The organism is Methanosarcina spelaei, assembly GCF_002287235.1.
Lineage (GTDB): Archaea > Halobacteriota > Methanosarcinia > Methanosarcinales > Methanosarcinaceae > Methanosarcina > Methanosarcina spelaei.
The window spans coordinates 1-23,179 of the sequence record NZ_LMVP01000190.1 but is presented as its reverse complement, the minus strand read 5'-3'; the positions used below and the strand labels follow the sequence as shown (position 1 = coordinate 23,179).

14 protein-coding genes are annotated in these 23,179 nt (G+C 38.9%); 6 read left to right on the top strand and 8 right to left on the bottom strand.

Annotation, left to right across the window (positions count from 1 at the left end):
• The first annotated feature begins 323 nt into the window (after positions 1–323).
• Both ASJ81_RS10465 and ASJ81_RS10460 read left to right on the top strand, forming a co-directional pair.
• Complete coding sequence (locus ASJ81_RS10465; RefSeq protein WP_095644421.1) at positions 324–2,375, top strand: hydantoinase/oxoprolinase family protein; 2,052 nt, start codon at positions 324–326, stop codon at positions 2,373–2,375.
• A gap of 225 nt (positions 2,376–2,600) precedes the next feature.
• Positions 2,601–3,146, top strand: a complete 546-nt coding sequence (locus ASJ81_RS10460) for a pyruvoyl-dependent arginine decarboxylase (RefSeq protein ID WP_095644406.1) — start codon at positions 2,601–2,603, stop codon at positions 3,144–3,146.
• Positions 3,147–3,593: 447 nt separating this feature from the next.
• On the opposite strand, the gene ASJ81_RS10455 is transcribed toward ASJ81_RS10460, so the two are convergent.
• The 7 genes from ASJ81_RS10455 to tatC (ASJ81_RS10425) form a co-directional block, all read right to left on the bottom strand.
• Complete coding sequence (locus ASJ81_RS10455; RefSeq protein WP_095644405.1) at positions 3,594–5,813, bottom strand: hypothetical protein; 2,220 nt, start codon at positions 5,811–5,813, stop codon at positions 3,594–3,596.
• Positions 5,814–5,909: 96 nt separating this feature from the next.
• Positions 5,910–6,494, bottom strand: a complete 585-nt coding sequence (locus tag ASJ81_RS10450; RefSeq protein ID WP_095644404.1) for a class I SAM-dependent methyltransferase — start codon at positions 6,492–6,494, stop codon at positions 5,910–5,912.
• 554 nt (positions 6,495–7,048) lie between these two features.
• Entirely contained in the window at positions 7,049–7,942 is an 894-nt protein-coding gene (locus ASJ81_RS10445) for a lysylphosphatidylglycerol synthase transmembrane domain-containing protein (RefSeq protein WP_095644403.1), read from the bottom strand.
• Entirely contained in the window at positions 7,920–8,861 is a 942-nt protein-coding gene (locus ASJ81_RS10440; protein WP_095644402.1) for a glycosyltransferase family 2 protein, read from the bottom strand. The genes ASJ81_RS10445 and ASJ81_RS10440 overlap by 23 nt, the downstream gene beginning before the upstream one ends.
• 1,127 nt (positions 8,862–9,988) lie before the next feature.
• Positions 9,989–15,673, bottom strand: coding sequence for a DUF3320 domain-containing protein (locus ASJ81_RS10435; protein WP_095644401.1), 5,685 nt, complete (start codon positions 15,671–15,673; stop codon positions 9,989–9,991).
• Between the two features lie 406 nt (positions 15,674–16,079).
• A complete protein-coding gene (locus tag ASJ81_RS10430; protein WP_095644400.1) occupies positions 16,080–17,006 on the bottom strand; it encodes a DMT family transporter in 927 nt (308 codons plus the stop codon).
• 461 nt (positions 17,007–17,467) lie between these two features.
• Positions 17,468–18,253, bottom strand: coding sequence for a Sec-independent protein translocase TatC (gene tatC, locus ASJ81_RS10425; protein WP_095644399.1), 786 nt, complete (start codon positions 18,251–18,253; stop codon positions 17,468–17,470).
• Between the two features lie 957 nt (positions 18,254–19,210).
• On the opposite strand from tatC (ASJ81_RS10425), the gene tatC (ASJ81_RS10420) reads away from it, so the two are divergent.
• The 4 genes from tatC (ASJ81_RS10420) to ASJ81_RS10405 all read left to right on the top strand — a co-directional run bounded on the left by tatC (ASJ81_RS10420) (position 19,211) and on the right by ASJ81_RS10405 (position 21,754).
• On the top strand, positions 19,211–19,996 hold the full coding sequence (gene tatC / locus ASJ81_RS10420; RefSeq protein ID WP_095644398.1) for a twin-arginine translocase subunit TatC: 786 nt from the start codon (positions 19,211–19,213) through the stop codon (positions 19,994–19,996).
• A gap of 129 nt (positions 19,997–20,125) precedes the next feature.
• The gene (locus ASJ81_RS24825; protein WP_095644397.1) at positions 20,126–20,542 is read left to right on the top strand and encodes a twin-arginine translocase TatA/TatE family subunit; all 417 of its coding nucleotides are present in this window, start codon (positions 20,126–20,128) and stop codon (positions 20,540–20,542) included.
• A 232-nt stretch (positions 20,543–20,774) separates the two neighbouring features.
• Positions 20,775–21,080: a twin-arginine translocase TatA/TatE family subunit gene (locus ASJ81_RS10410; RefSeq protein WP_095644396.1), complete on the top strand. Its 306-nt coding sequence runs from the start codon at positions 20,775–20,777 to the stop codon at positions 21,078–21,080.
• A 152-nt stretch (positions 21,081–21,232) separates the two neighbouring features.
• Positions 21,233–21,754, top strand: a complete 522-nt coding sequence (locus ASJ81_RS10405; RefSeq protein ID WP_245860035.1) for a Nudix hydrolase — start codon at positions 21,233–21,235, stop codon at positions 21,752–21,754.
• 207 nt (positions 21,755–21,961) lie between these two features.
• Here the strand turns inward: ASJ81_RS10405 and amrS are convergent, their stop codons facing one another.
• Complete coding sequence (amrS, locus tag ASJ81_RS10400) at positions 21,962–23,014, bottom strand: AmmeMemoRadiSam system radical SAM enzyme (RefSeq protein WP_338037476.1); 1,053 nt, start codon at positions 23,012–23,014, stop codon at positions 21,962–21,964.
• Positions 23,015–23,179: the final 165 nt, after the last annotated feature.

Below are 23,179 nucleotides of genomic sequence, written 5' to 3'. Positions count from 1 at the left end.
TTTGTTTCCAGAATTATATCCGAAACAAACTTCTTATTCTAAAAAAAGATGTCAGGTGGGCTGAACGGGACTTACCAAATTCGATTGAACCGACTATATTGAACTGAACTGGCCATATTGAACTGAACTGACAAAAATGAATTAAACTGTCCAGATTGAACTGAACTGACAAAAATGAATTAAACTGTCCAGATTTCATGGTCAGAAATCAGAAAATAATTAAAAATGGCATAAAGGAACAGCATTACAAATGGCAAGGAAAGGGTAATGCAAAAACGTCAGAAAGTGAAAGTGGAGGTATAAAAATGGTACATAATTCGAAAATAGCATATGATCTGGGTATTGATGCAGGTGGAACTTATACTGATTCGGTTTTAATTCGGAAATCGGACGGAAGAGTTGTATGCTCAAACAAGGCCCTCACAACCTATCCTGATCCTCTCGAAGGAATAAAGAAGTCAATTGACGGACTTGACCCGAAAAAGCTAAAATTAGTGACTGTAGTTTCGGTTTCAACTACTCTTGCCACCAATACTATTCTCGAGGGAACAGGATACCCTGTTGGGCTCATTCTTATCGGAAATTATGATATCCCTGAAGATTCGGGAATTGAAAACTGGATTATGGTAAAGGGAGGACATGACAGTAATGGTGAGGAAGTCACAGCCCTTGACCTGTCAGCAGTAGAGAAATTCGTACTTGAAATAAAAAACAGGGTTTCGGCTTTTGCAGTCTCTTCTTACTTCAGTGTGCGAAATCCGGAGCATGAGCTGCAGGTAAAAACCCTGATCCAGGAACTTACAGGGCTGCCTGTTGTCTGCGGGCATGAACTGGCCCAGTCACTTGGAGCTTATGAAAGGGGAGTTACTGCCTACCTTAATGCCCAGCTTTTGCCTGTAGCAGAGGGCTTCTTAAAGACGGTAGTTAGTGAGATCGAAAGAAGAGATCTCAACCCGAGAATTGCTATGCTCCGTTGCGACGGCTCTGTAGTAAGCATGCTTGAGGCCATGAAAAAACCCATAGAATCGGTCTTTTCAGGCCCTGCAGCAAGTCTTCTTGGAGCTTCCTATCTGTCCGGGCATGAGACCTGCATTGTAATTGATGTTGGAGGAACAAGCACAGATGTTTCCCTGGTCCATAAAGGGCTTCCATACCTCAGTGAGGCAGGAGCAGTTGTAGGTGGCTGGCAAACAAAAGTAAGAGCATTGCGTATGGAGACCTCGGCTATGGGTGGGGATAGTCATATCTGGGTCAAGAGTGGCAATATACACATAGGCCCCAGGCGGGTTATTCCTCTCTGCAGGGCAGCAGTTCTGTACCCCGATTTCATGAGCACTCTGAAAAAACGCTGGATTCCCGACCGGCTCAAGCTGGATGAACATATCCAGGCAACAAAGTTCTTTGTCCGGACAGAACAGAAACCTGTCAATTTGAATCGTGAAGAAAAAGAGCTACTTGCTCTTATACGGGATGAACCGCTTTCCCTCAAAGATGTCTACTGGGACAAAAACATTCTTCCTTCAAAGAGAGTAATGGATTCTCTAATCCAGAAGCGGCTTGTTCAGGTAATCGGTTTTACCCCAACCGATGCCCTGCATGTACTTGGGGAGTATACTGAATGGAATGTCGAAGCTTCGGAAATCGGAGCTACTCTGCTTGCAAATTTCATAGGAATTGACAGGCATGAGTTCTGTCTAAATGTGAAGCGGCTCTTTGCAAGGAATATGGCAAGAGATCTCATTTCTTTTCTGATGGAAGGAGTGGACAGAGCCGAAATTGAAAAAATGTTCGATGGCAATTTCTTCGCTCGCTTTAAAGTGGATATTCCTGTTGTCCTGCTAGGGGGTCCGGTAAAGGCGTATGTGGACGAACTGAAGAAACTTGTAGATGCAGAAGTCTTTGTTCCCGAATACTCAGAGGTTGGAAACGCTGTCGGAGCTCTTGCAGGAAAAGGGACAAAACGTATTGAGATAACGGTGCGTACGCTTTATAGTGAGTCCAAGTATGACCTTAAAACAAAAGGGATCTTTGTATACACGCCTGTAGGAAGGAGGCATTTCATAGTCCGGAGTGAAGCCCTGGAGTTTGCTGAGGCATTCGGGAGAAAGCTGATTCTTGATTATATGGCTGAGTCCGGGCTTCTCCCTGACCAGGTTACAGTTAGTGTACAGAAGAAGGATATAAAAGTCCATGCAGGTGAAATTCCGATAGAGACCAGATTTATCTTTGAAGGAGTTGCAAATTCCAACGTATATGAAAAAGCTCTCTCTGGACAGAAGAAAAAAGATGAAGGCTTTACAGAACTAACCGAGCAGTTTCATTCGCTGGACTGTAATTCTCATAGAGATCTCTCTATCTCTGAGAATTATAAGTGAAAAGGATAAGGTTCATAACTCTGGTATACGTTTCAGAAATGAGAGATAGAATTATCACCCTAATAGTCCAATCACCCTAATAGTCCAATCACCCTAATAGTCCAGCTTGCTACAATTAAAAAACTTAAAATGACTCTAAAGTTATTATATCTGTATCATATGTGTATCGGTTACTCATACAATGGAAACCGCACAGCAAATGCATAAATCCCTTAAGGAGTTAACATGATCCCGAGAAAAGCATTTTTGACAAAGGGTACCGGGGTACACAAAGACCGATTAGCATCCTTTGAACTTGCACTACGGGCTGCAAGAATAGAGAAATACAATCTTGTAAGTGTTTCAAGTATTCTGCCCCCAAATTGCAAACTCGTACCCAGAGAAGAAGGACTTTTAGAATTAAAACCCGGTGCCATTGTCCATTGTGTACTTGCAAGGAATGATACTAACGAACCTCATCGTTTAATGGCTTCAGCTATAGGAACTGCGGTTCCTGTAAATGAAGAAAACTACGGGTATATCTCCGAACATCACTCTTTTGGAGAAGAAGAAATTATTGCAGGAGAATATGCTGAGGACCTGGCAGCAACAATGCTTGCGACCACCCTTGGCATAGAGTTTGACGCGGAAATGGCCTGGCATGAGAGAGAACAGGTGTACAAAGCAAGCGGGCATATCTTTGATACTTTCCATATGTGCCAGACCGCAAACGGTGACAAAGACGGAAAATGGACCACAGTTGTAGCTGCAATGGTTTTTATTACAAAATAAGTTGCAAAATAAAAATTAATCACGCAAAATAAAAATTAATCGCGCAAAATAAAAATTAATTAATTAATTAATTAAAAAACAAAGTTATTAATTAAAAAAATGTTAGTTAAAAATAAAATATTAATTAAAAAATGTTAGTTGAAAAAGTAGTTAATTAAAAAACAAAGAAAGTAATTAAAAAGCAAGGAAAATAATTAAAAAACAAACAAAATAATTAAAAAACAAGTACAATAATTAAAAAAGGAAAAATTAGTTAAAAACAAGTTAAATAAATAAACTTGTTAAAAAACTATGTTAAACACCTTTAATTGAGTTAAGGGGAAGAAATCCTGCTTTCCTGGTCTCATAGAAGTGCGGGGCTGAAAAAAGTTGCCCCGATTCTCTAATATTTTTTTGTTTCTCTACACTGGGATTTTGGTTTCTCTACACTGGGACTCTGTCCGATAGTTATTCTCTTGATGATATATTTTCATGTGAATCAATTAACTGAATTTTTTGAATTGCTATACTTAATCCTCTTGTATTATTATTCTTCAGCTCCGGAAAATCACATGGTCTTTCAGTGCCTTCAGGTACGTTTAAAGCAATTGTATTCTTCCCCTTGTTTAAGGTAATCGGGATATCTACTGTGCTTAAACTAGAGTTGATAATTTGTTTACTCTGGAGAGTTTTGCCGTTATACACCTCGAGTGTTTTTGGTGAATGCAAACTGCATGCGCTGAGTTTTAATACTGCATTTTCAGCAACCCCTGAATAAACCGATAAGGTAGCCTTGTTTGATATCCATCTGGTTATTGTGCCTTCCCAATTCTCCGGGTTATTCCATCCATCACCTAAAAGCATAAAGGGCCGGATTGTTTCACCTGGAACACGGTAAACAATAAGTTCGTCTTCAGCATATACATCAGGTTCGGTTTTAAGGGTCTTATTCAGTAGATCGCTTACAAACTCGAGCTGCTCACCGGACAATTGATTTTTGTGGACAATGACATACCTTATATTATAGGCATTCAAGACCGAAGTGCCTATATCATTAACATCTTCCTGTAAAACGTTTTTAGTCCCAAGGGAATAATATTTCAATTCTTTAATAAGCGGGGTCTCGCTTTGAAAGTTATTTACATTAGGCGGGTACCTTGCTGCATATCCACCGACAAGAGCTTTATTGTGAATTGTCTGATAGTACAGGTACTGAAAATCCATATATCCTGCGTTAGAATTTTGCGGGACTTCCAGTACTGCGTAGTTATCCTTATCGTTACTAATTTTATAGTAAAAGTCAGGAACGTTTACCTGCGCGGTCGGATACGGAATAGACAGGTATTCAAAAACTAGCAGGAAACCTACTATTGTAAAGATAAGTTTTTTTCTTTCAGGTTTATACTTCAATAATTCCGAAAAACCGTACCCTGCCAGGACAGAATACCCAAGGGTTGCAATAACAAAAAATCTGCCAACTGTCCTGCAGTTTTTCAGGAAAGGAATCGTATTGTATAGTATCTGATATGGAAGCTGAATTTTCAGGTTTGAGTCCGTGAAGGTAACTGCTCCGTTAAAGTGTAATATGGGTCCTAAACTAATTATTGTAAAGAAAAATGTAGATATTAACCAGAACTTTACGTCAGGCTTTCTCTTTGATTTCAGGAGTGTAAGAACTGAAAGCCCGAGAACAATATATCCTATAAAGTTCACTTTTTCAGCAAACCAGCTTGGTATATTGGAATATAAGTCTAAGGTAAACTGACCGAGAAACGAATGTAAATGCGAAGGCAGGAAAAAGCTCATTAAATCATTTGATAAGTTCGGAATCTCAGAGACACTTGGCTTTAAGTAGTTCTGGTCCGAAAGAGCAATAAGTATCTCGTTAATGGTCAAAGGCAATACTCCGATAAAAGCGACCCCACCAAAAAAGAAATATTTTTCAATTATTTGTTTCATAGAATAAGTAAAATTTTTTCCGGCTTTTAGAGTCAGGTAAAAATCATAGAAAAATACTAATCCTGCAAAGATCCCCATAAAGATCAGATACTGCAGATCGCTCATTGCTACCAGAACAAAAAAGATCCCTGCAATGATTGGGTTCTTGACCCCTTCTTCTTTAACTGTTTTCATGAGATACAGCGCACAGAAGGGTATCCACTCAACCGTCGCTGCTCCAAAAAAGTATAGTCCTCTGGAAAAATGGTATGGAGAAAATGCGAATACAATTCCTGCAATAAAGGCAGCATATTTATTGTCCGTAAGATATTTTACCAGAAAATACGAACCGATAGCTCCTATTATAAAAGTTAAGAGCCATAATATCGTGTATATGACGTGAAGTTCCAAAAAGGGTGACATCAATACGTAGAGAATTTGATTGAAGGCTGATGAAAAGGGCATTGATTCTATCCCATTCGGATAAAAAAGAAGATTGTCATGCGTCAAAGCCGCTAAATCAGCTTCCTTTATTACTATTTTTGTGTACCATAAGATTCTCATCCACTGAAACGAGTCCGCTCCCGTCCCAGGAATATCGGTTTTTATCTTAAAAAAGACAGGATAAGTAAGAATAATTGTCAAAAGAGTATACGAGGTTCCTACTAGAGAAAACTCCCTTAAATTGTTAAAGTGTTTATTCTTAAAACTTCGATTTTTTTCCGGGTTAGATGTTTTTCTTATTTCCATGAAATTATCTCCCGTCTTTCTGAACATTTATTATTAATCTTTTTAAAATAAATCTAGAATGATAAGTGAATATTAATAAAAAGTAAATGTTAATACTTACTTTTTGCACAGAACCATAGTCCAGGGAAATGGTCTTCGAACTTCCAGCACATCGAAATAAGTATCTATTAAACTCACGAACTTTCCTGAACTCCAATTCTGGACATGTTCAGGGTCATTCCCCAGACGTGCTAAGTTTTTACCCCTAAAAAAGTTCATTGCACGGAAATAAGGTTCATTGGGAACACTAAGAATACAGTAATTTTTAGTTATTCGTCTTATTTCCCGAAGAGCTAAATCAGGTCTTTCAAGGTGTTCCAGTACTTCGGTTGCTATAACAAGATCAAAACTGTTTTCTTTAAACGAAATTTCATATATGCTGCCTGAACAAAATTCACATTCTGGATTTTTCTCCTTTGCAATTCTCAAAGCATTCCTGGAGATATCAACGCCTGTTATTTTCGGATAATCAAGGCAATTAATAACAAATCCTTCCCCACAGCCTATATCAATAACACTATTTATATTTTTTAAAGTAGCGGAAGCTTCCTTTAAGTTATTCATAAAATTGGATATCACTATACCCATCAGCGGATTTTTAGAGTTGTATTTTTTGTAATTTCTACTCTGGTTCTGGTCCATCTAGCCACACCTATATTAAAATGCGTTTTTAGTTTTATTTCTTCTTAATATTCAGTTTTAATTTTTTATTCTTAATAGCCCGGTTATTTTGAATTCTTGTCAGTTACTTTGACTTAATTCTTAATATTCGTATTCAACCTATCCATCAGACTTTCCGCAGATGTCCTTTCAATTTTCATAATTTTTCTTGCTATCGTTTTCTCTGAAAATCGTCCTTGTTACTCAAAAGTGTGCTTTTGAAATTTTCCCAAATTTTCGACCTTTTGCCTTCATTGAAAACTTCCAGCAACTATTTTCCTAGGTTTCAGTTGAGATGATAAATGCAAATTTTAGAATAATTTTTCCAAAAACGATAGCAGGAAAAATGTTATTTTTTTGAAGACATCTGCGGAAAGTGAGATCCATCCTCAATGTCCGTCTTTAATTCGTTAATTCCATCTTTAATTCCCCAACTCTATCCTCAATATCTATCCTTATTCAATTCCCTTTTTCAGTATTTTTTCTTAACACGTTCTCGATACCCTTTTTATAACAGTTCAATATGTCTTGAAATTTTAGGGCTTTTTTCTTAAAGTGAGCATGAACCCAAATACTGCTGGTAATAGTGTAGTTAAGAGATATAGAACTATAGAGCAGGAAAATCCATATGCAGAACTTTCATTCAACAACTTGAATATAGTGACGCTTACAAATTCTCTAACTCCAAATCCTGATATTGAAATTGGAAAATTTCCCAAAACTACTACTATTGGAAGGGAAAATGTCAACAAACCGTTTAATTCGGGATTTAAGGATTTTATAACTATCCAGTATACAAGTAGATTCAGTAAATAATATACAAGAGTTAATGCAGAAACAGAAAAAATAGCTTTTTTATTTCGAGTAATCTCTTTTATTGTTTTAATATAATTTTCTTTGAATTCGCTTTTTTTAGAAAATAACCCGAAAATAAGAGTTACGACCTTTTCATTTGTGATAACGAACATGCCAGCGATAAAAATCATTATCATCGGCGTCATTATATAGACTAAATTTCTATCTTTGAAAAAGAAAACTATGGATAGTACACTTAAAACCAGAAGACAGATCATATCTATAACTCTGTCCATTACTACGGTTGGTATGCTTCTGGAGCTCTCAGCATCTAAGTAAAAAGCTCTTGAAACTTCTCCTGCCCTGCCTGGAGTAAGAGCTCCGTAAAAATTACCTATCAATATTATTTCAAGTGATCGTTTTACTGGGATTTGAACATTTATACAACTGAGCAGAGCCTGCCATTTTATCCCTTTCATCAGGTACATCAGAACAATAAAAGGTAATGAGAGAGAAAGCAACGCCAGATTCATCTGGGTAAAAGTCTCGTAGATTGTCCTCAGGTCAAGTTTGGCTATGAGGTAAAGCATTAAACCCGAAGTGACAATGATTTTACATGCCGTTTTCCAGTTCATAACTATCGTACTTTATAATATAGTCGTCATTGTTTCTCGAATTTGTGATCAGTTCTCCTATAAGGCCAAGGGATATGAATTGAGCTCCAAGAACCGTGATTAATATGCTCAACATCAACAGAGGTCTGTCTCCTATCCTGATGCCCCTGAGCCATAGAGAGACAAGGTGCAGGTTTATAATTACTGCTGAGAATATTAATAAGAGGCCCATACCTCCAAAGATATGAAGGGGTCTTTTCTTGTATAGGTTCAAGAATGTGACTGTAATCAGATCCAGAAAGCCTTTAAAAAGCCTTTCAACTCCATATTTTGATTTTCCATGTATTCTGGGATGGTGTTCGACTTCGATTTCTCCAACAGTGTATCCTCTCCAGTGAGCTAGAGCTGGAATATAGCGATGAAATTCTCCATATAGTCTTACATTGTTTACGACATAGTTTCTATAACCTTTGAATCCACAGTTGAAGTCGTGAATTTTGACTCCTGTGATATATCGAGTCAATGCATTGAAAAACTTTGAAGGAATAGTCTTTGATATAGGGTCCTGTCTTTTACTCTTCCAGCCTGAAACCATATCATATTCTTCTAATTTTTCAAAAAATCTCGGGATTTCTTTAGGGTCGTCCTGTAAATCTCCGTCCATGGTAATAACAAAATCTCCCTGTGATTTCTTGAATCCGCAGGAGAGAGCCGCAGCTTTTCCATAATTCCTCTGAAATCCTACAATCTTAACTCTGTTATCTTTAATTGCCTTTAACTTCTTTAAAGTATCATCTATAGACCCATCATCTACGAAAATGATCTCAGATGTCTTTCCAAGCCTGGAAAGAACCACATTCAATTGATTATATAGTTCCCCTACGTTTTCACCTTCATTGAAAACCGGGATTACAATTGAGAGATCCAGTTTATCAGACATTTGCCGTTTTCTCCTAAAGTGTTTCATTTTATCAATAAAATTGCAACTTAAGGATTCAGAAACTATACGAATATTCATCAGAATTTAATTTAGATCTAGTTTCAATAATAGAGGAAAATTTGATTTGAGATTGGAAACGGATTGAAATAAAACCTTTTTATAACTATATTTTTAAGCTAAATATGTTTTTAAGCCGAGTCAAAGTTTCTATAAAACTTATTACAACGGAAGCGCAGAGGGTCACGAATACCCAACTTTAAGGCCGAGGATGAAGTGAACTCTTGCCTCTTTGTTTTTCTCTTCAAATATCTAAACCATAGCTTCCTTTTATAGAGATCGTAAATCGGATAGAAAACCGAGGTCAAAATTTCAATCACTGATGTTAAAGAAACTTTGTTAAAGGGTACTTATCATTTGTCTCCAAGTAACAGGGCGGGCAACCTGAAGCATGCCTCATCCTTAAGGGTAGGGTTACCGCTTGCAGTTTGATTTTTATGTTTTCAAACTAATTTATCTATTATCTCCGAAGCTTCTTGTTCTATAAAATAAACCTAAATAAAGATTACTGGCGTAAAAACAATCTTTAACTTTACCAAAAGTCTCTCATTAAAATTATCTAAAAAGAAATAAAATTACTCTCATATAAAAGTTAAGGTTTAATTATAATCTCGCAAAAATTACTTTTGCTAAAATAACATCTTTGGTTATTGAGACGAGATTATACATTTTGTTATCGAGTCGAAAATTTCAATGTCAGAAAATTGTAAAGTATATAAAACTAACACAGTAGGGAAAAACGAAAAACTAGAAATATGAAAAAGAAACGAGAATACGAAAAAGAAACGAGAATATGAAAAAAATGAGAATATGAAAAAAATGAGAACATGAAAAAAATGAGAATATGATAAAAAATGAGAAACATAAACATTAAATCAAAACACATTAAACCAAACATTAAATCGAAACATTAAATCGAAACATTAAATCGAAACATTAAATCGAAGCATGGAAATAAGAATAGAAAATAGAACGGACAATGAAACGGGCAATGAAACGGCAATGAAACAGATAATAAGCTTTTTAAAAACGATAGTCTTTAGAAATTTCAATTTTCTGAAAAACTTAATTTATTCAAAGAAATAAATCATTTCATTAGGCATGATAGTTAGCTCCTCATTCTTTATTCCTGCCTGTACAAGCTTTTCGATTCGTTCCTTTGTGTTTCGACGTGTGGTTTTTATCCCTAACACTCTCGAAGTCTGGACAATAAGATCTTCAAGAGGAGTTGAATACTGGTTGTATAGCACAAAACGGATAGCTTCTTTTATTTCCTCATCACAGATCCACTCGATTTTTGCAAATTCGTCTCCCTCACGTCTGCGCAGAAGACAGGCAGGTTCCGAAACCGGCCAGTAGAACTCACCTTTGACCCTGATTTTCCCAGAACTTTCGGCAAGAGCTGCAACATCAACTATGCGCTGCTTGGTTTTTCCGAGCATACGGGAAACTCCTGTATTCGATTTTATTCGCTGCTGCAGGAGTTGCGCGTGAATGGGACCTTCACACGCTACAATTCGCAGAATTGCCTCTTCAAGCTGCTTATCCGAAACCTCAGAAAGATCACTGGTTTTCGTAAGTCCTGAGGAAAGACAGGCCTGGTAAAGAGGTACGGAAGCTTCAAATGAACTGGTTTTTTCGGATAGCTTTTCATCTTCTTTTTTTGAATTATCCGGTTCAGACTTTTTTCCTGGAATTTCCAGGATTTCGACAATTCCGGGCCCTGTATTACAGGCTCTGAGTTCTAAGGAGCTTTCGATACCAGGTTTTTCAGAGAATTTCCCTGTTTTTTCAGCCGGGATTAAAGATAGGGGTGTCTTTGGAGTTCTGGCCTCGATTTCAAACGTATGTCCGAGAGCAGGCTCAGTTAACCGGGTTTCAGTTTTCCTTTTTATTTCGTGCTCAATTGCAGGCTCGGCTTCATGCTCACTTTGAGTTTCTGAGTCCCATGTCCCTGGGTAACTGTTATTTCCATCTGCATAATCTTCTTCCTCGAATTCCGGCTCGGATTCAAAATAGCTTTCTGAGCCGTAAATGTACGCAAACTCATTAAGTCGCCTGCGTTTTTTCTTATTTTCACGGACTGCACTGAAGTCGATCTCAGGATAAGCCTGATAAAAACTCATTTTCTCAGGTTCTGGTTCAGGTATCAGTTTGGCTTTGTTTCCCTTATAGCGGGAATCTACACTGAACTTGAGGATCTTTGATTTTTTTGATCTTCTTACAGGCTTCTTGCAGGAATTTTCATCGGCTACCAGAGCCATTGACCTGGCTCTTATATCCATTTCTGGAAGGAAATCTATATCTGAGAAGGTTGTAAGTCCTTCCTCCAGTTTAAAAACTGGATAAGGCTCTTCAGCTTCGACTTCAAAGGAGGGCTCTGGAAGAAGTTCAGCATCAAAAGTTTCCGAAAAACAGGATCTATTATAAAATTGATTTTCAAATTCATCCCCACCTTCGAATTCATCTCCGTCTTTACTCTCCGCATTCATTGCAGGCAAAGCAGGAACTGGGGACAAAACCTGATTTGCAGGATAACTGGAAAATTTTCCGGAAGGCCTACCTACAGGACTTCGATTCACACACTCAGCCCAGGCAGAAGGATCTTTAATCCTTGAAGTTTCGGATACTATATCGTTTTTTGCCTGCACTTTTGCCTGTTTTACAGTTATTTTCACAACCTTAAGCAGCTTTTCCCTGCTCTCTTTCGGATGTAAGTACCAGTCCGTTGACCATACCCGGTAAATTTTCCAACCCAACCCTTCAAGCACCTGCTGGCGCAGGCGGTCGCGGTCCCGTGCGACATGCAGAGAATAATAGCTTGCTCCATCGCACTCAATTCCAAGCAAGTACCTCCCTGGATGGGATGGGTCAGGAACTGCAAGGTCAAGTTTGTACCCTGCACAGCCGATCTGCCTGTGGACTTCGCAGCCGTTTTCTACCAGGAAATCGTAAACTGTCTCTTCAAAAGGTGAATCGAGTTTTTCTCTAATGTATGCAGGTAAGGGAAGCCTGCCACTCTCTGCAAACTCAAGGAAAGCCTTAAGTGCCCGAAGCCCGAAAGGTGAGTTTTCATCAAGTTTCAGGTCCCTTGATGTAAAATTTGCAAAAACAACGCATTTTTCTCTGGCCCTTGTGATAAGAACATTCAGACGCCTTTCCCCTCCCTCACGATTAAGCGGGCCGAAGTTAAGGGAAAGCTTTCGGTTGCCGTCAAAGCCAAAGCCTACACTCAACAGTATAACATCCCTTTCATCGCCCTGGATGGTCTCAAGATTCTTAACAAAGAAGTGTTCACCTTTTCCGTTTCCCGAATTAAGATCAAGTCCAGGATTTTCTTTAAGTAGAGCCTCGATTTCTTTCTGAATAGCTTCCTGCTGTTTTATATTGAAAGTCCCGACACCCAGGCTTTTATCAGGATATCTGCTCAATTGTTCGAAAACCGCCCTTGCAATAGCTCTTGCCTCTACCCGGTTTACTCCACTTTTGCCTCTGTCATAAACCGCATCCGGAAGATGCATAAATTTCAGCCCGAGTTTTTCGTCCTTTTGCATGGGTGAGGAATAAACATAGAGACGGTTATCATAAAATTCCTGGTTTGAGATTGCGATCAGGGACTCATGCCTGCTCCTGTAGTGCCAGCGCAGGGTCTTTACCGGAAAACTGCGTTTGCACACATTCAGGATACTCTCCATATCCCCGGCTGTAACACAGTCATCAGGCTCACTTTCCGGAGAATCAAGTACGGTATCAAAAAAATCGGTTGGGGGAAGTTGTTTTGAGTCTCCCATTACTACGACCTGCTTTCCGCGCAGGAGAGCTCCAACTGCATCTTCGGGTCTGACCTGGCTGGCTTCATCAAAGATAATCACATCAAAACGGGTGCTTCTAGGATCAAGGTACTGGGCAATGGAGAGTGGACTCATCAGGAAACATGGCTTGATTTTTTGGATCAGGTCGCCTGCCTTTTTCATAAGGGTACGGATAGGCATATGTCCCCTTTTCCTGTTGAACTCATTAAGCAAAATGCCCGCTTCCGAGGCTCTTGACGCGCCTGAGGTCAATTTTGGGGTTTCTTTATAAGCCGAACATGTTATCCTTTTTCTGTTTTCCAGAAGGACCTTTTTGTCAAGTTTTCTGAACTTGTCAAGTTTGCCTTCGTGGAGTTCCCGGATAAAAGTTGAAAGTGCAGGTCTCTCTCTGAAGGCGTGATTCAGCAAGACCTCTGCGTAGTTGCCTTCAAAAGCAGGAATTGCATCACAAACTTCGAGTTTTTCGGATTCAAGGTCTTCAATTATCGGGGCTGCCTTTGTTTCCAGACAGGCCTGCCTATAACCAAGATACTGGCTCCAGAGCACCAGGGAAGATGCCTCGTTTTTCCAGCTGGTTACCTGGGTTTTTAATGAATTTAGATTTGCAGTTTCCAGGCCTTTTGGATACATTTTTCCAAAATCTGCGCCTATGCGAGTTCCAACTCTTTTAAATGCTTCCAGGAACTCCTGCGTTGCGGTCAGTACATGGTCGGCTGCAGACTTGATGGCCAGGCTGTCAATTCCGGTTTCTAAAAGCCTGAAACTCCTATCTGTGAGAGTGCCTTCTTTCAAGTACTGCCGGAAAAGAATTGTCCATTGGCTGTACTCGTCCAGCAGGGCAGGATTGCTTTCAAAACCTTTCCAGTAATCTCCAAAGTACTTCTTCCCTTCTGAACTCGAATTTTCAAGTTCCAGACTTAGAGTTTTATATTCTGAAAAGCTGTTCAGGTCAAGCAGGATTTTACTATCCCAGAAAGGCATTCTTGAGATATAACAGGCTGAAATCTCTTTTTTGAGCTTCCTGTACTTCGAATTTAAAAGTTTGAGGAGACTACCGGAAAGTTCCTCGAATTCAGGAGTATCAAGGTCATAGATCTCAGGGCGAAAAGTTTTGTCCACAAAAGTTTTGAGCTCAAGGTATTTTCTGAGTTTTGAAATCAGAGCTTCTGATTCGCTTTTTGAGTTTTCGGGTTCCCATTTCGAATTCTGAATAGTTTTCTCAGGCAAGGGTTTTGAGTTTCCAAGGAATTTTGCGGCATTAATTACGGTTGCAATTCCCTCGAGAGTATCGGGCTTTGAGGTTGCAGAAAGGTCATTAAGGGTTTTCATGGCTGCTTCGAGAGTCTCAAAAGCCGCAGCGCATTCGTCTGTAAAAGTTTCGATTTCTCCCAGATCCGAGGGCAGTACAAGCCCTGGATCGCAGCCGTACCAGAGATTTTTCCGGACTGGACCGAGAAAAGAAAGAATCGGACTTAGTTTTTCCAGAATAGCTTCTGCATTAGCCCAGGCTTCAGGATCCCAGCTTTCAGGTTCTTGAAATTTATATAAGGGCATTTTCAGGCCTTTTGATTCAAAATAAGCCTTTGTCTTTTCCCTTATACCATAGAGAGTATAGAGACTTGGGTAGATTTTTCCAGCAGGTTCTCCAAGAGACAGTGCATACTGGTTGAGCTCATGTTTTAACTTTTCGAGTTCATTAATATCCCTGTCAGGACGTACTGGGGCAGGAGCTTCGCGGTTCAGGGTCTTTTCCAGTTCTTCAAGCACGGCTTTTTTACGGGTCTGGTTGCTGTGAATCTCCAGGCAGAGTTCTCCAAGGCCAGCAAAGTCCAGCCTGCTTTTTACAACCTGAAGGGCAGCCATTTTTTCACTTACGAAAAGTACGCTTTTCCCCTGGGCTATAAGTTCTGCAATTGTATTTGCAATCGTCTGGGACTTGCCGGTTCCTGGAGGCCCTTCAACAACCAGGTCTTTCCCGGCTTTCACATCTTCAATGACTGCAATCTGGGAAGAATCGGCATCCATTATCTGGTAAGTGTCCTTTACTGGAAGTTTCAGGTCAACTTCTTCTTCCAGGAAACCGGAAATCTCACATTTGGGGTCTTCAGGATTAAAGACTTTTTGGATCAATGGATGGTTGGCAGGAGACATGTCTTCAGGCCAGGTTGCAGGGTCCAGGTCCTTATACATAACAAATTTCTTAAAATTAAAAAGATCAAGGCAGATCTCAGGCAGGAGCTTCCAGTCTCTCTTTCCATGGATTTCTCTGGATACAGCCCTGAAATATTTTTCTACTCCTGCAGCATCCTCTGGCATTTCAAATTCAGGAAGCTCAATTCCAAACTCTTTAATTTTTGCCTGGAGAGTAATTGAAGTGAAGATTTCGTCTCCTGTCCACTGTATACTGAAAATTCGGCCTTTTCCTATGCGTTTGAGTTCAACGGGAATAAGAAGCAGAGGGGCTTTCGTGAATTTTATAGTCGATCTGCTGTCACTCCACTGCAGAAAACCCAGCGCAAGATAGAGCACAGGATATCCCTGTTCTTCAAATATGGAGTTTGCCTGGTTAAAAACATAAAAAAGCTTTTTATCAAGAATTTCGATATCATCCGGGGTTTCCAGAAAAGTTTCGGAGCGGGAAGTCTGAGGTTTATCTTCCGAGACAAGAATATTTCCTATTGTTTTCAAAAGCCGTTTTTCCTTTTCTGAGGCTTCATCTTCAACCTCATTTTCAGCTTTCCTGCCTTTTTTTAACTGGGCTGTTGCCCTGAACCTCATTGATTTTTCCTGAAGAACAAAGAGCGCGTAAATTTCCTCTGGCTTCCTACCTGTAATCGAGATGGTCCTCTTCTGGGAAGGGCGGTAATTGAGAAGATTATTTCGAAGGGACAGATCAAGCAAATTCTGCCTAAGGGCTTCCAATTCCTTAACTACGTCTACCATAAGAATACCAGGCACTTTTGAAACAATTAATGAAATATATGAAACATTTAAGACTAATAGAACAAAGGTTATTTACTAATAAATTTTATTCTGTCCAGCCGGAAACAGAACTATAAATAAAGAAAAAAACACAATCCGGATGGCGGAGAGTTTCTTTAAGAATCACATACTTAAGAATAACATATCTAAGAATATTTTTTTGTTGTATTTGAAAACTATTTACCTACTATTAGAATTTTTCTGAAAATTAAGATTATTCATACAAACCGTTGCGCCGGTTTATCACGCCGATAGGGTTTGAGGATAATTCTCAAATCCAAATGTTACTGGGTTTTCGCTCAAGCCTTTTTTGAAAAAGATTGGTGGACCCGGAACGTTTACTTTACTTTTTCCCGCTTTCGGTAAGCTAAGGGATTGCAGGCAGTTTTTCCTTGAAAACGGGTTCGTTTTCGGTTTTGTTTTCTTCCTCCAGGCTTGCCAGGAAAGAGCTGGAAAGGATAAGGACACAGCCAAACAGGGTTTCAGTGGATATGGGGTCTTTTAAGAGTAGGTACGCAAAAAAAATCGCACTAACAGGTTCAAGCAGGGAAAGTATACTTGCATTCTGAGCTTTGACGTGCAAAAGCCCTGTAAAGTAAAGAATGGAACCTACTGAAGTAATTGTTACCCCTAGAAAGAGGAGAACAGGCAGATTTTGAACAAGGGTTGTTATTGGAGCCTGTTTTGCAAAAGGAAGCAATAATAAAAGCATTACTAAGGTTGAGATAAAAAGTTGTTCCAAACCTGAATACTCGTTCCTGAGAGAACGTGAGGTGATGGTAACGCAGGCATAAAAAAGGCCTGAAAAAAGGCCCATAAGCACCCCATAAAGATATGCTGGCTCAATTCCCGGTCCAGAAACAAGGTTTTCAGGGCCAATTACCATTACTACACCCGTAAGAGAAAGAACAAGGGCAAGAAGGCTCTTTTTGTTATGTTTTTCCTTTAAAAAGACAGGAGCGAGAAGTAAAACGTAAAACGGAGCCGTATAGAGCAAAAGTACGGATATTGAGACATTAGTAAAATCCACAGCCATGTAATAAGAAACCATTGCGCCTGCATTGAAAGCTCCAAGCAGTATTAAGTTTTTTCTTTTTCCTCGGAGCCTGATTCCTGACAGTTTTCCGGTAACTACCAGATAACCTGCAAGTGCAAGAAGCCCGAAAAGAAGCTGGTAAAACACAACAGTTCCTGCGGCCATGTTCTTTACATACATGAAAAAAATTCCTGAAAATCCGTAGATAACGGATGCGGCAATTATCTGGATATTTGCTTTTATGTGCTGCGGCTCCATGACATCTTCAAATAAGGGTTTCTGTTAAATAAGATTATCTTGAGTATGTTGAAAGTAATATCCAGATAATCGGACTATTAGCAGTCGGCATTCTGTGAATAGTAGTTCAGAAATAGTAAAAAACTTTTATCAAAGTAATCTTGATAAAAGTGATCTTGATAAAAATGATTTTGATAAAAATGATCTTGATAAAAGTGGTCTTGATAAAAGTGATCTTGATAATCTTAAGTGCTCTCAGGACAGAATAATAAACGGATAAGCAAGTGCGGAAAAGAATAATGAGAGACTTGTTTGGGTTATTTCTTAACCTTCATCGCATCACTCAAACAAGCCTGTGATTCTCATCCCAAATACGCATCATTCCCAGCATCTTTTGCTATTCTATTACTTTTTCTTCTTTTTTCTTTTTTTAGTTTCTTTTTTTAGTTTCTTTTTTTAGTTTCTTCTTTTAGTTTCTTCTTTTAGTTCCTTCTCGTAATCCCTACTGCAGTTGCTGACGAGTCAGGCCTGGAAAGCTTGTTTTTTACTCCAATTAACCTTACAATTATCATACTTATCTCAAAGAAAATTACCATGGGTACGGCAACCATCATCTGACTGAAGACATCTGCTCCAGGGGTAACTACGGCTGCGATAAATACGACAAGGACATAAATATGCTTGCGGTAAGTCACAAGAGTACTATATTTTACAAACCCATTTCGAGTAAGGAAAGTAAGCACTATAGGAAGTTCAAAGACCAGACCAAACACTGCTGTAGTTGTTGCTATAAATGAAATAAATTTAAAAACCGAATAAGTCGCAGTCACCCCTGACTCTGCTGCGTCCATGTAGAGGAACTTAAGAAAGAGAGGCAGCATGAGGAAATAAGAATACGAAGCTCCAAGGACGAACATGATAATGACTGCTAAACTCAGGAAAACAAACTGGCCTTTTCCAATAGATATCGGAACTTTAATTGAGTACCTTTTCGAGATTGCCCTATAAATATAGAATGCAATAATAGGCAGAGTGATAAGAATTCCTATTATTATAGAGAGCTTCAGCTCCAGCATCATTACCTCAAGGGGAGATACATACACCAGCTTTGCGCCCTCAGGGAGAAGATCAATCTTCATTCTCTCGATTAAAGGACTGGTAAACTGGAAAGAGAGAATAATACCTGTGATAAGGACCCCAGCAATCACAAGTAACTTATTTCGCAGGGTCAGCAGAATTGCACTGAGATTTTCAATCGCTTCAGACATAATGAATACCTATCCGGAAAAGCAAAAGAAAGTTATTTTTCCTATTTAAAAGAATTCTTATTATTCACTGCAGTGAGGTATATTCATGCAGGGATTTTTAATCAACTTTCTTTTTACCTATTTTGTTTTTTCGATTCAGGTTTTTTCGGCTCTTTTCATGGAATCCTTCAAATTTTCCTGAGACTTCAAACTATTCAGAGATTCAATTGATGAGAGTCACTAAATACGAGTACGGAAACAGTGGGTTCAGGTATTGAGAACCGGGAAATAGCAGTTAATTTTAATAGGTTGTAATATTTATTACGAGTATATTATATTAATTATCTTAATTCATTTATGTAGTCATTAGTTAATTCTCTTAATTTATTTATATTCTCATAAATTAACTTAGTTTACTTATATGACCATTATTAATTATCTATAGTCACGAGGCTAAATAATGCAACTACTCAATATGGTAAGATGAAGTCTTTTGTTGCAACATTTACAGGCGTGACTCTAAATTCGGTTTAAGTATTTGTTATAACTAAATTTATATTAATGGAATAACTATTATATATAAATTATTTTAATCAAGCCATATTAATTACAAGAATGTATTATACAGATTTTCCTAATCTGATTTAATTTAATCATTTTAAGTAATTATATTATCGTTTTATTATTGCATTATTAATGACTCAGTGCCATAAATGCTCAGGTATGCAACTCTCAAGTATACAATTCTCAAGTATACAACTCTCAAATATGCAACTCTCAAGTATACAACTCTCAAATATGCAACTCTCAAGTATGCAAATATATAGTAGAAAGATATTCTGAAGAGGGATCGCAAAATGGATTGTGAAAATCTCTTGCATCAGGAAATCAAAATACCTCCTAAGAGTTGTAGATTTACATTTTATATTATGTTCCGATATTAATATATTTACCTAGATACATGTAAGAGCGGAAAAAATGAACTCACAGCACACAGGCAACGGAACAACAGCTTCTACCGGAAAAAACTCGGGGATTAACTCCTCCTATACTTCCGGTGTCCCAGGAGATACCGAAGAACCTCTCATGGTCCACCTGTTAGAGCTCAGAAACCGGCTGGCAATAGTTTTGATCTGGCTCTGTCTGGGAATAATTATCGCTTTCCCGTTTTCAGCAAAAGGGATGTTAATTGTCTGGAAGGAATTTATAAATACTGACATTTACATGACAGCTTACTCACCTCTCGAATGGACCTTTGCTCGCCTCAAGCTCTGCTTCGTTTTTGCTCTGGGTACTTCAATCCCATTGCTCTTCTACCAGCTTTACAGGTTCACAGGCAAAGGACTTTATCCACATGAGAAGCGTTTTTTCCTCAAGGTCATTCCTGTATCTTTCCTGCTTTTCGTCTTTGGGGCCTCTATAGGTTACTTTATCGTCCTGCCTGTTATGTTCAAATATATTCTATTTTATTCTGGAGACATGGCTACAGCGCAACTTTCCGTTCAGGATACTCTCTCAGCAGTAACCACAATCCTGTCAGGTTTCGGAATCGTGTTCCAGCTCCCCCTGCTTGTGGTTCTTGCCGTGAAAATGGGGCTTGTAGAATACCAGACTCTTAAAAAGCAGAGGGTATTGGTCTACAGTGTGATTATGGCAGTTTCACTTTTCCTTTCACCTGATCCTACATTTATTGCCCAGATCGTTGTGGCGTTTTTACTGGGAGTTCTTTTTGAGTTCAGCCTGTTACTTATCCGGCTATTTTGAGAGTCAATTTGCCTATTTATGGAATTCTTTATTTTTAAAAACAGGTGTTCTTAAAAGAATCTGCGAATAGGCCATTTCACCGATCTGATTACAAGAACTTTTATATTTGATTGTTGATAATAACCAACAATGATAGGCACACAGGAATTAATAGTAATTCTTATTGTAGCTCTCTTTCTCTTTGGGCCCAAGAAGCTTCCTGAGCTTGCACGATCTTTAGGGAGTGCAATGGGAGAATTTAAAAAAGCTCAGCGTGCTTCTGAGCTTGAGCTCAATCAATTCGATGCCTACACCAGAAAGGCTGCGAATATAGTTGCTTCTGAGGAAAAAGAGAAGGAGAAGGAACAAAAAGATACTCCAAGCAGCAATAACGAAACAAATACCGATAAGGAAATGAAAACCGACACGGAAATGAAAACCGATACGGAAATGAAAACCGAGGCGGAAATGAAAATCGGTACAGAACTGAAAAACGACGCAGGTCTGGAAAATAAGCCGGAAGCCGAAAAATCTGTCCCTGAACAGGAAGAGCCCCGAAAAATCTGAAATCCAGGATCGAGTCGGGATAAAAGAAGACAAATCTTAGTAGAAAACTAAAACAATTAAAGATATAAAATCTCCAAAATAGTAATCAAAAATAAAAGCTTTATATAACATAAATAAAAGCTTTATATAACATAAAAAATCTTAGCTTAATTTATAGATCTTTACAATTTTCAGATCATTATCACCTGCTGATTATATTTGTTTAAGAAAACGAAAAGCTTGAGGTTAAGCCATGATAGGCACACAAGAACTTATAATGATTTTTGCAGTAGTTATACTCCTTTTCGGGGCAACTAAACTTCCGGAGCTGGCCAGATCCATGGGAAGTTCAGTGGGCGAGTTCAAGAAAGCTCAGAAGGAATCCGAACTAAACCTTAAGGAATTTGAGAAGTCTATAAAGGAACCCGTAACTCCAAAGAGTAAGGTACAGGAAACTGCCCAGAAACTCGGGATTGACATAAGAGGCAAGACCGATGATCAGCTTCTGGATCTCATCCAGAAAGCCGCAGAAAAGCCAAAAGAGGTTTCAGAGCCCTGAAAACCCTGAAAAGTTAAATTCTTTTTTCTTTTCATGGCATTACTCTAGGTTTAACCTTTTTTAGTGAAGCCTGCCATTTTTATTTCAACCGAAATTTTTATTTTTTGTCACATCCGAATAGGATAGTGAAACAACTTAATAGGAGTGCTTTTGTGACAGAGCTAATCACTGAAGTTGACAAAAACGATAACTATCTTCGGCTGCGCGAACGAGAGGAGTTTTATTCGGGAATGCATATTCACAGGGCTGCCCAACTTATCCTTCTCAACCCTGAAAATAAGATGCTTATCCAGAAAAGGTCACCTCAAAAGCGCTGGTTTCCGGGCCGCTATACATACTCGGTAAGCGGCACTGTGGCGAATGAATCTTACGAAGCCTGCATGGAACGGGAAATGCTTGAAGAAATAGGAATCTCGGTTCCATTTCGAAAGTTATTTAAAATTTCTTGCATCGTCGAAAACAAAGGAGCCTTCCACACGGTATTTTCAGGCCTTTGTTCTGAAAAAACTGCAAGTTTAATTCGGCCTGACCCGGAAGAAGCCGTATCCGTAGAATGGATCGAACTTGAAGAACTTCATGAGGCCGTCAAAAATGAGCCTGAGAAATATACGCCTTCTCTGCGGGTCGGAATTCTAAAAATTTTCCAGGAAGGATACGAAAAATATATTTTTTGAGACTAATAGAAGTTCTCCTTATAGAGAATCCTATTAGTTCAGTAGAGAATCCTCATTGGTTCAGTAGAGAACCCTATTGGTTCAGTAGAGAATCCTTGTTGGTTCAGTAGAGAATCCTTGTTGGTTCAGTAAGAAATACCTAACTTGTACATTTGCGATTTTGCCCTGAATTTCTTTTCTCTTCTTATATGGCAAGTACTTCAAGGCTTAATACTCGTATTCATCCGTTACCTGTTTTGGGCCTTCGTACTCACCTACAATTGGAATATGTTCTCCACATATCGGACAGGTTTTCTCAGGCGTGATCTCATATTTTTCAATATCGAAATAGCCACGCCTGATCAACATTTTTCCGCAGTTCGGGCAGAAAGTGTTGTTGCGGTCACTGCCAGGGACATTGCCCATGTAAACATACTTTATCCCTTCTTCGGTTGCAATTTTACAGGCTTCCTGCATTGTTTTGACAGGTGTCGGTGAGATATTTTGCATTTTGTACTGGGGATGGAAACGGGTAAAATGCAGGGGGGTCTCAGGCCCCAGATTTTTATACACCCATTTTGAAAGTTCCCTTAGCTCATCAAGAGAATCGTTTGCACCGGGAATAATGAGGTTTGTAATCTCAACATGGATTCCCAGTTGTTTTGCAAGGGCAGAAGCCTCGAGTACAGGAGCGAGTTTTGCACTGGCGACATCGTGATAGAACTTTTCATTGAATGCCTTGATATCAATATTGGCAGCATCCAGATAAGGCGCTATGTTCCTGAGGGCTTCAGGCGTCATATATCCGTTTGTCACATATACGGTCCCAAGCCCTGCCTCTTTTGCTAGTTTTGCACATTCGTAAGTATACTCATGCCAGATTGTGGGCTCATTATAGGTCCAGGCAATTGAGCTTGAGCGTGAGATAAGTGCCCTTTGAATAAGTTCGTCAGATGGAATATCCATTGTGTAAGCATCTTCCAGGCATGCCTGGGAAATAGACCAGTTCTGGCAGTGTTTGCAGTGGAAATTGCATCCTATTGATCCGACTGAATAAACATAAGAACCCGGATAAAAGTGATAAAGCGGCTTTTTTTCGATTGGGTCAACTGCCTCGCTTGAAACGGTTTCGTAGATAAGAGTATATAGATCTCCGTCCCTGTTTTCCCGGACTCCGCAAAAGCCCCTTTTTCCCTGGGAAATTTTACAGCTCTGGGCGCAGAGATTACAGTGTACTTTATTATCTCCAATTTTCTCGTATAACATGGCTTCTTTTATCACATCTATCCCCATTAGAAATTGTTTTACAGCATAATAACGTTACTGTTTCATATTTTTCCAGTTTAGAAAGAGGATAATAAGTTTATCGTATCCTCTTCAAATTCAATGGTTTTTCAACCGCATAAAAAATATAATAGTTTTTCCATTTTCCCTTATCATATTTTG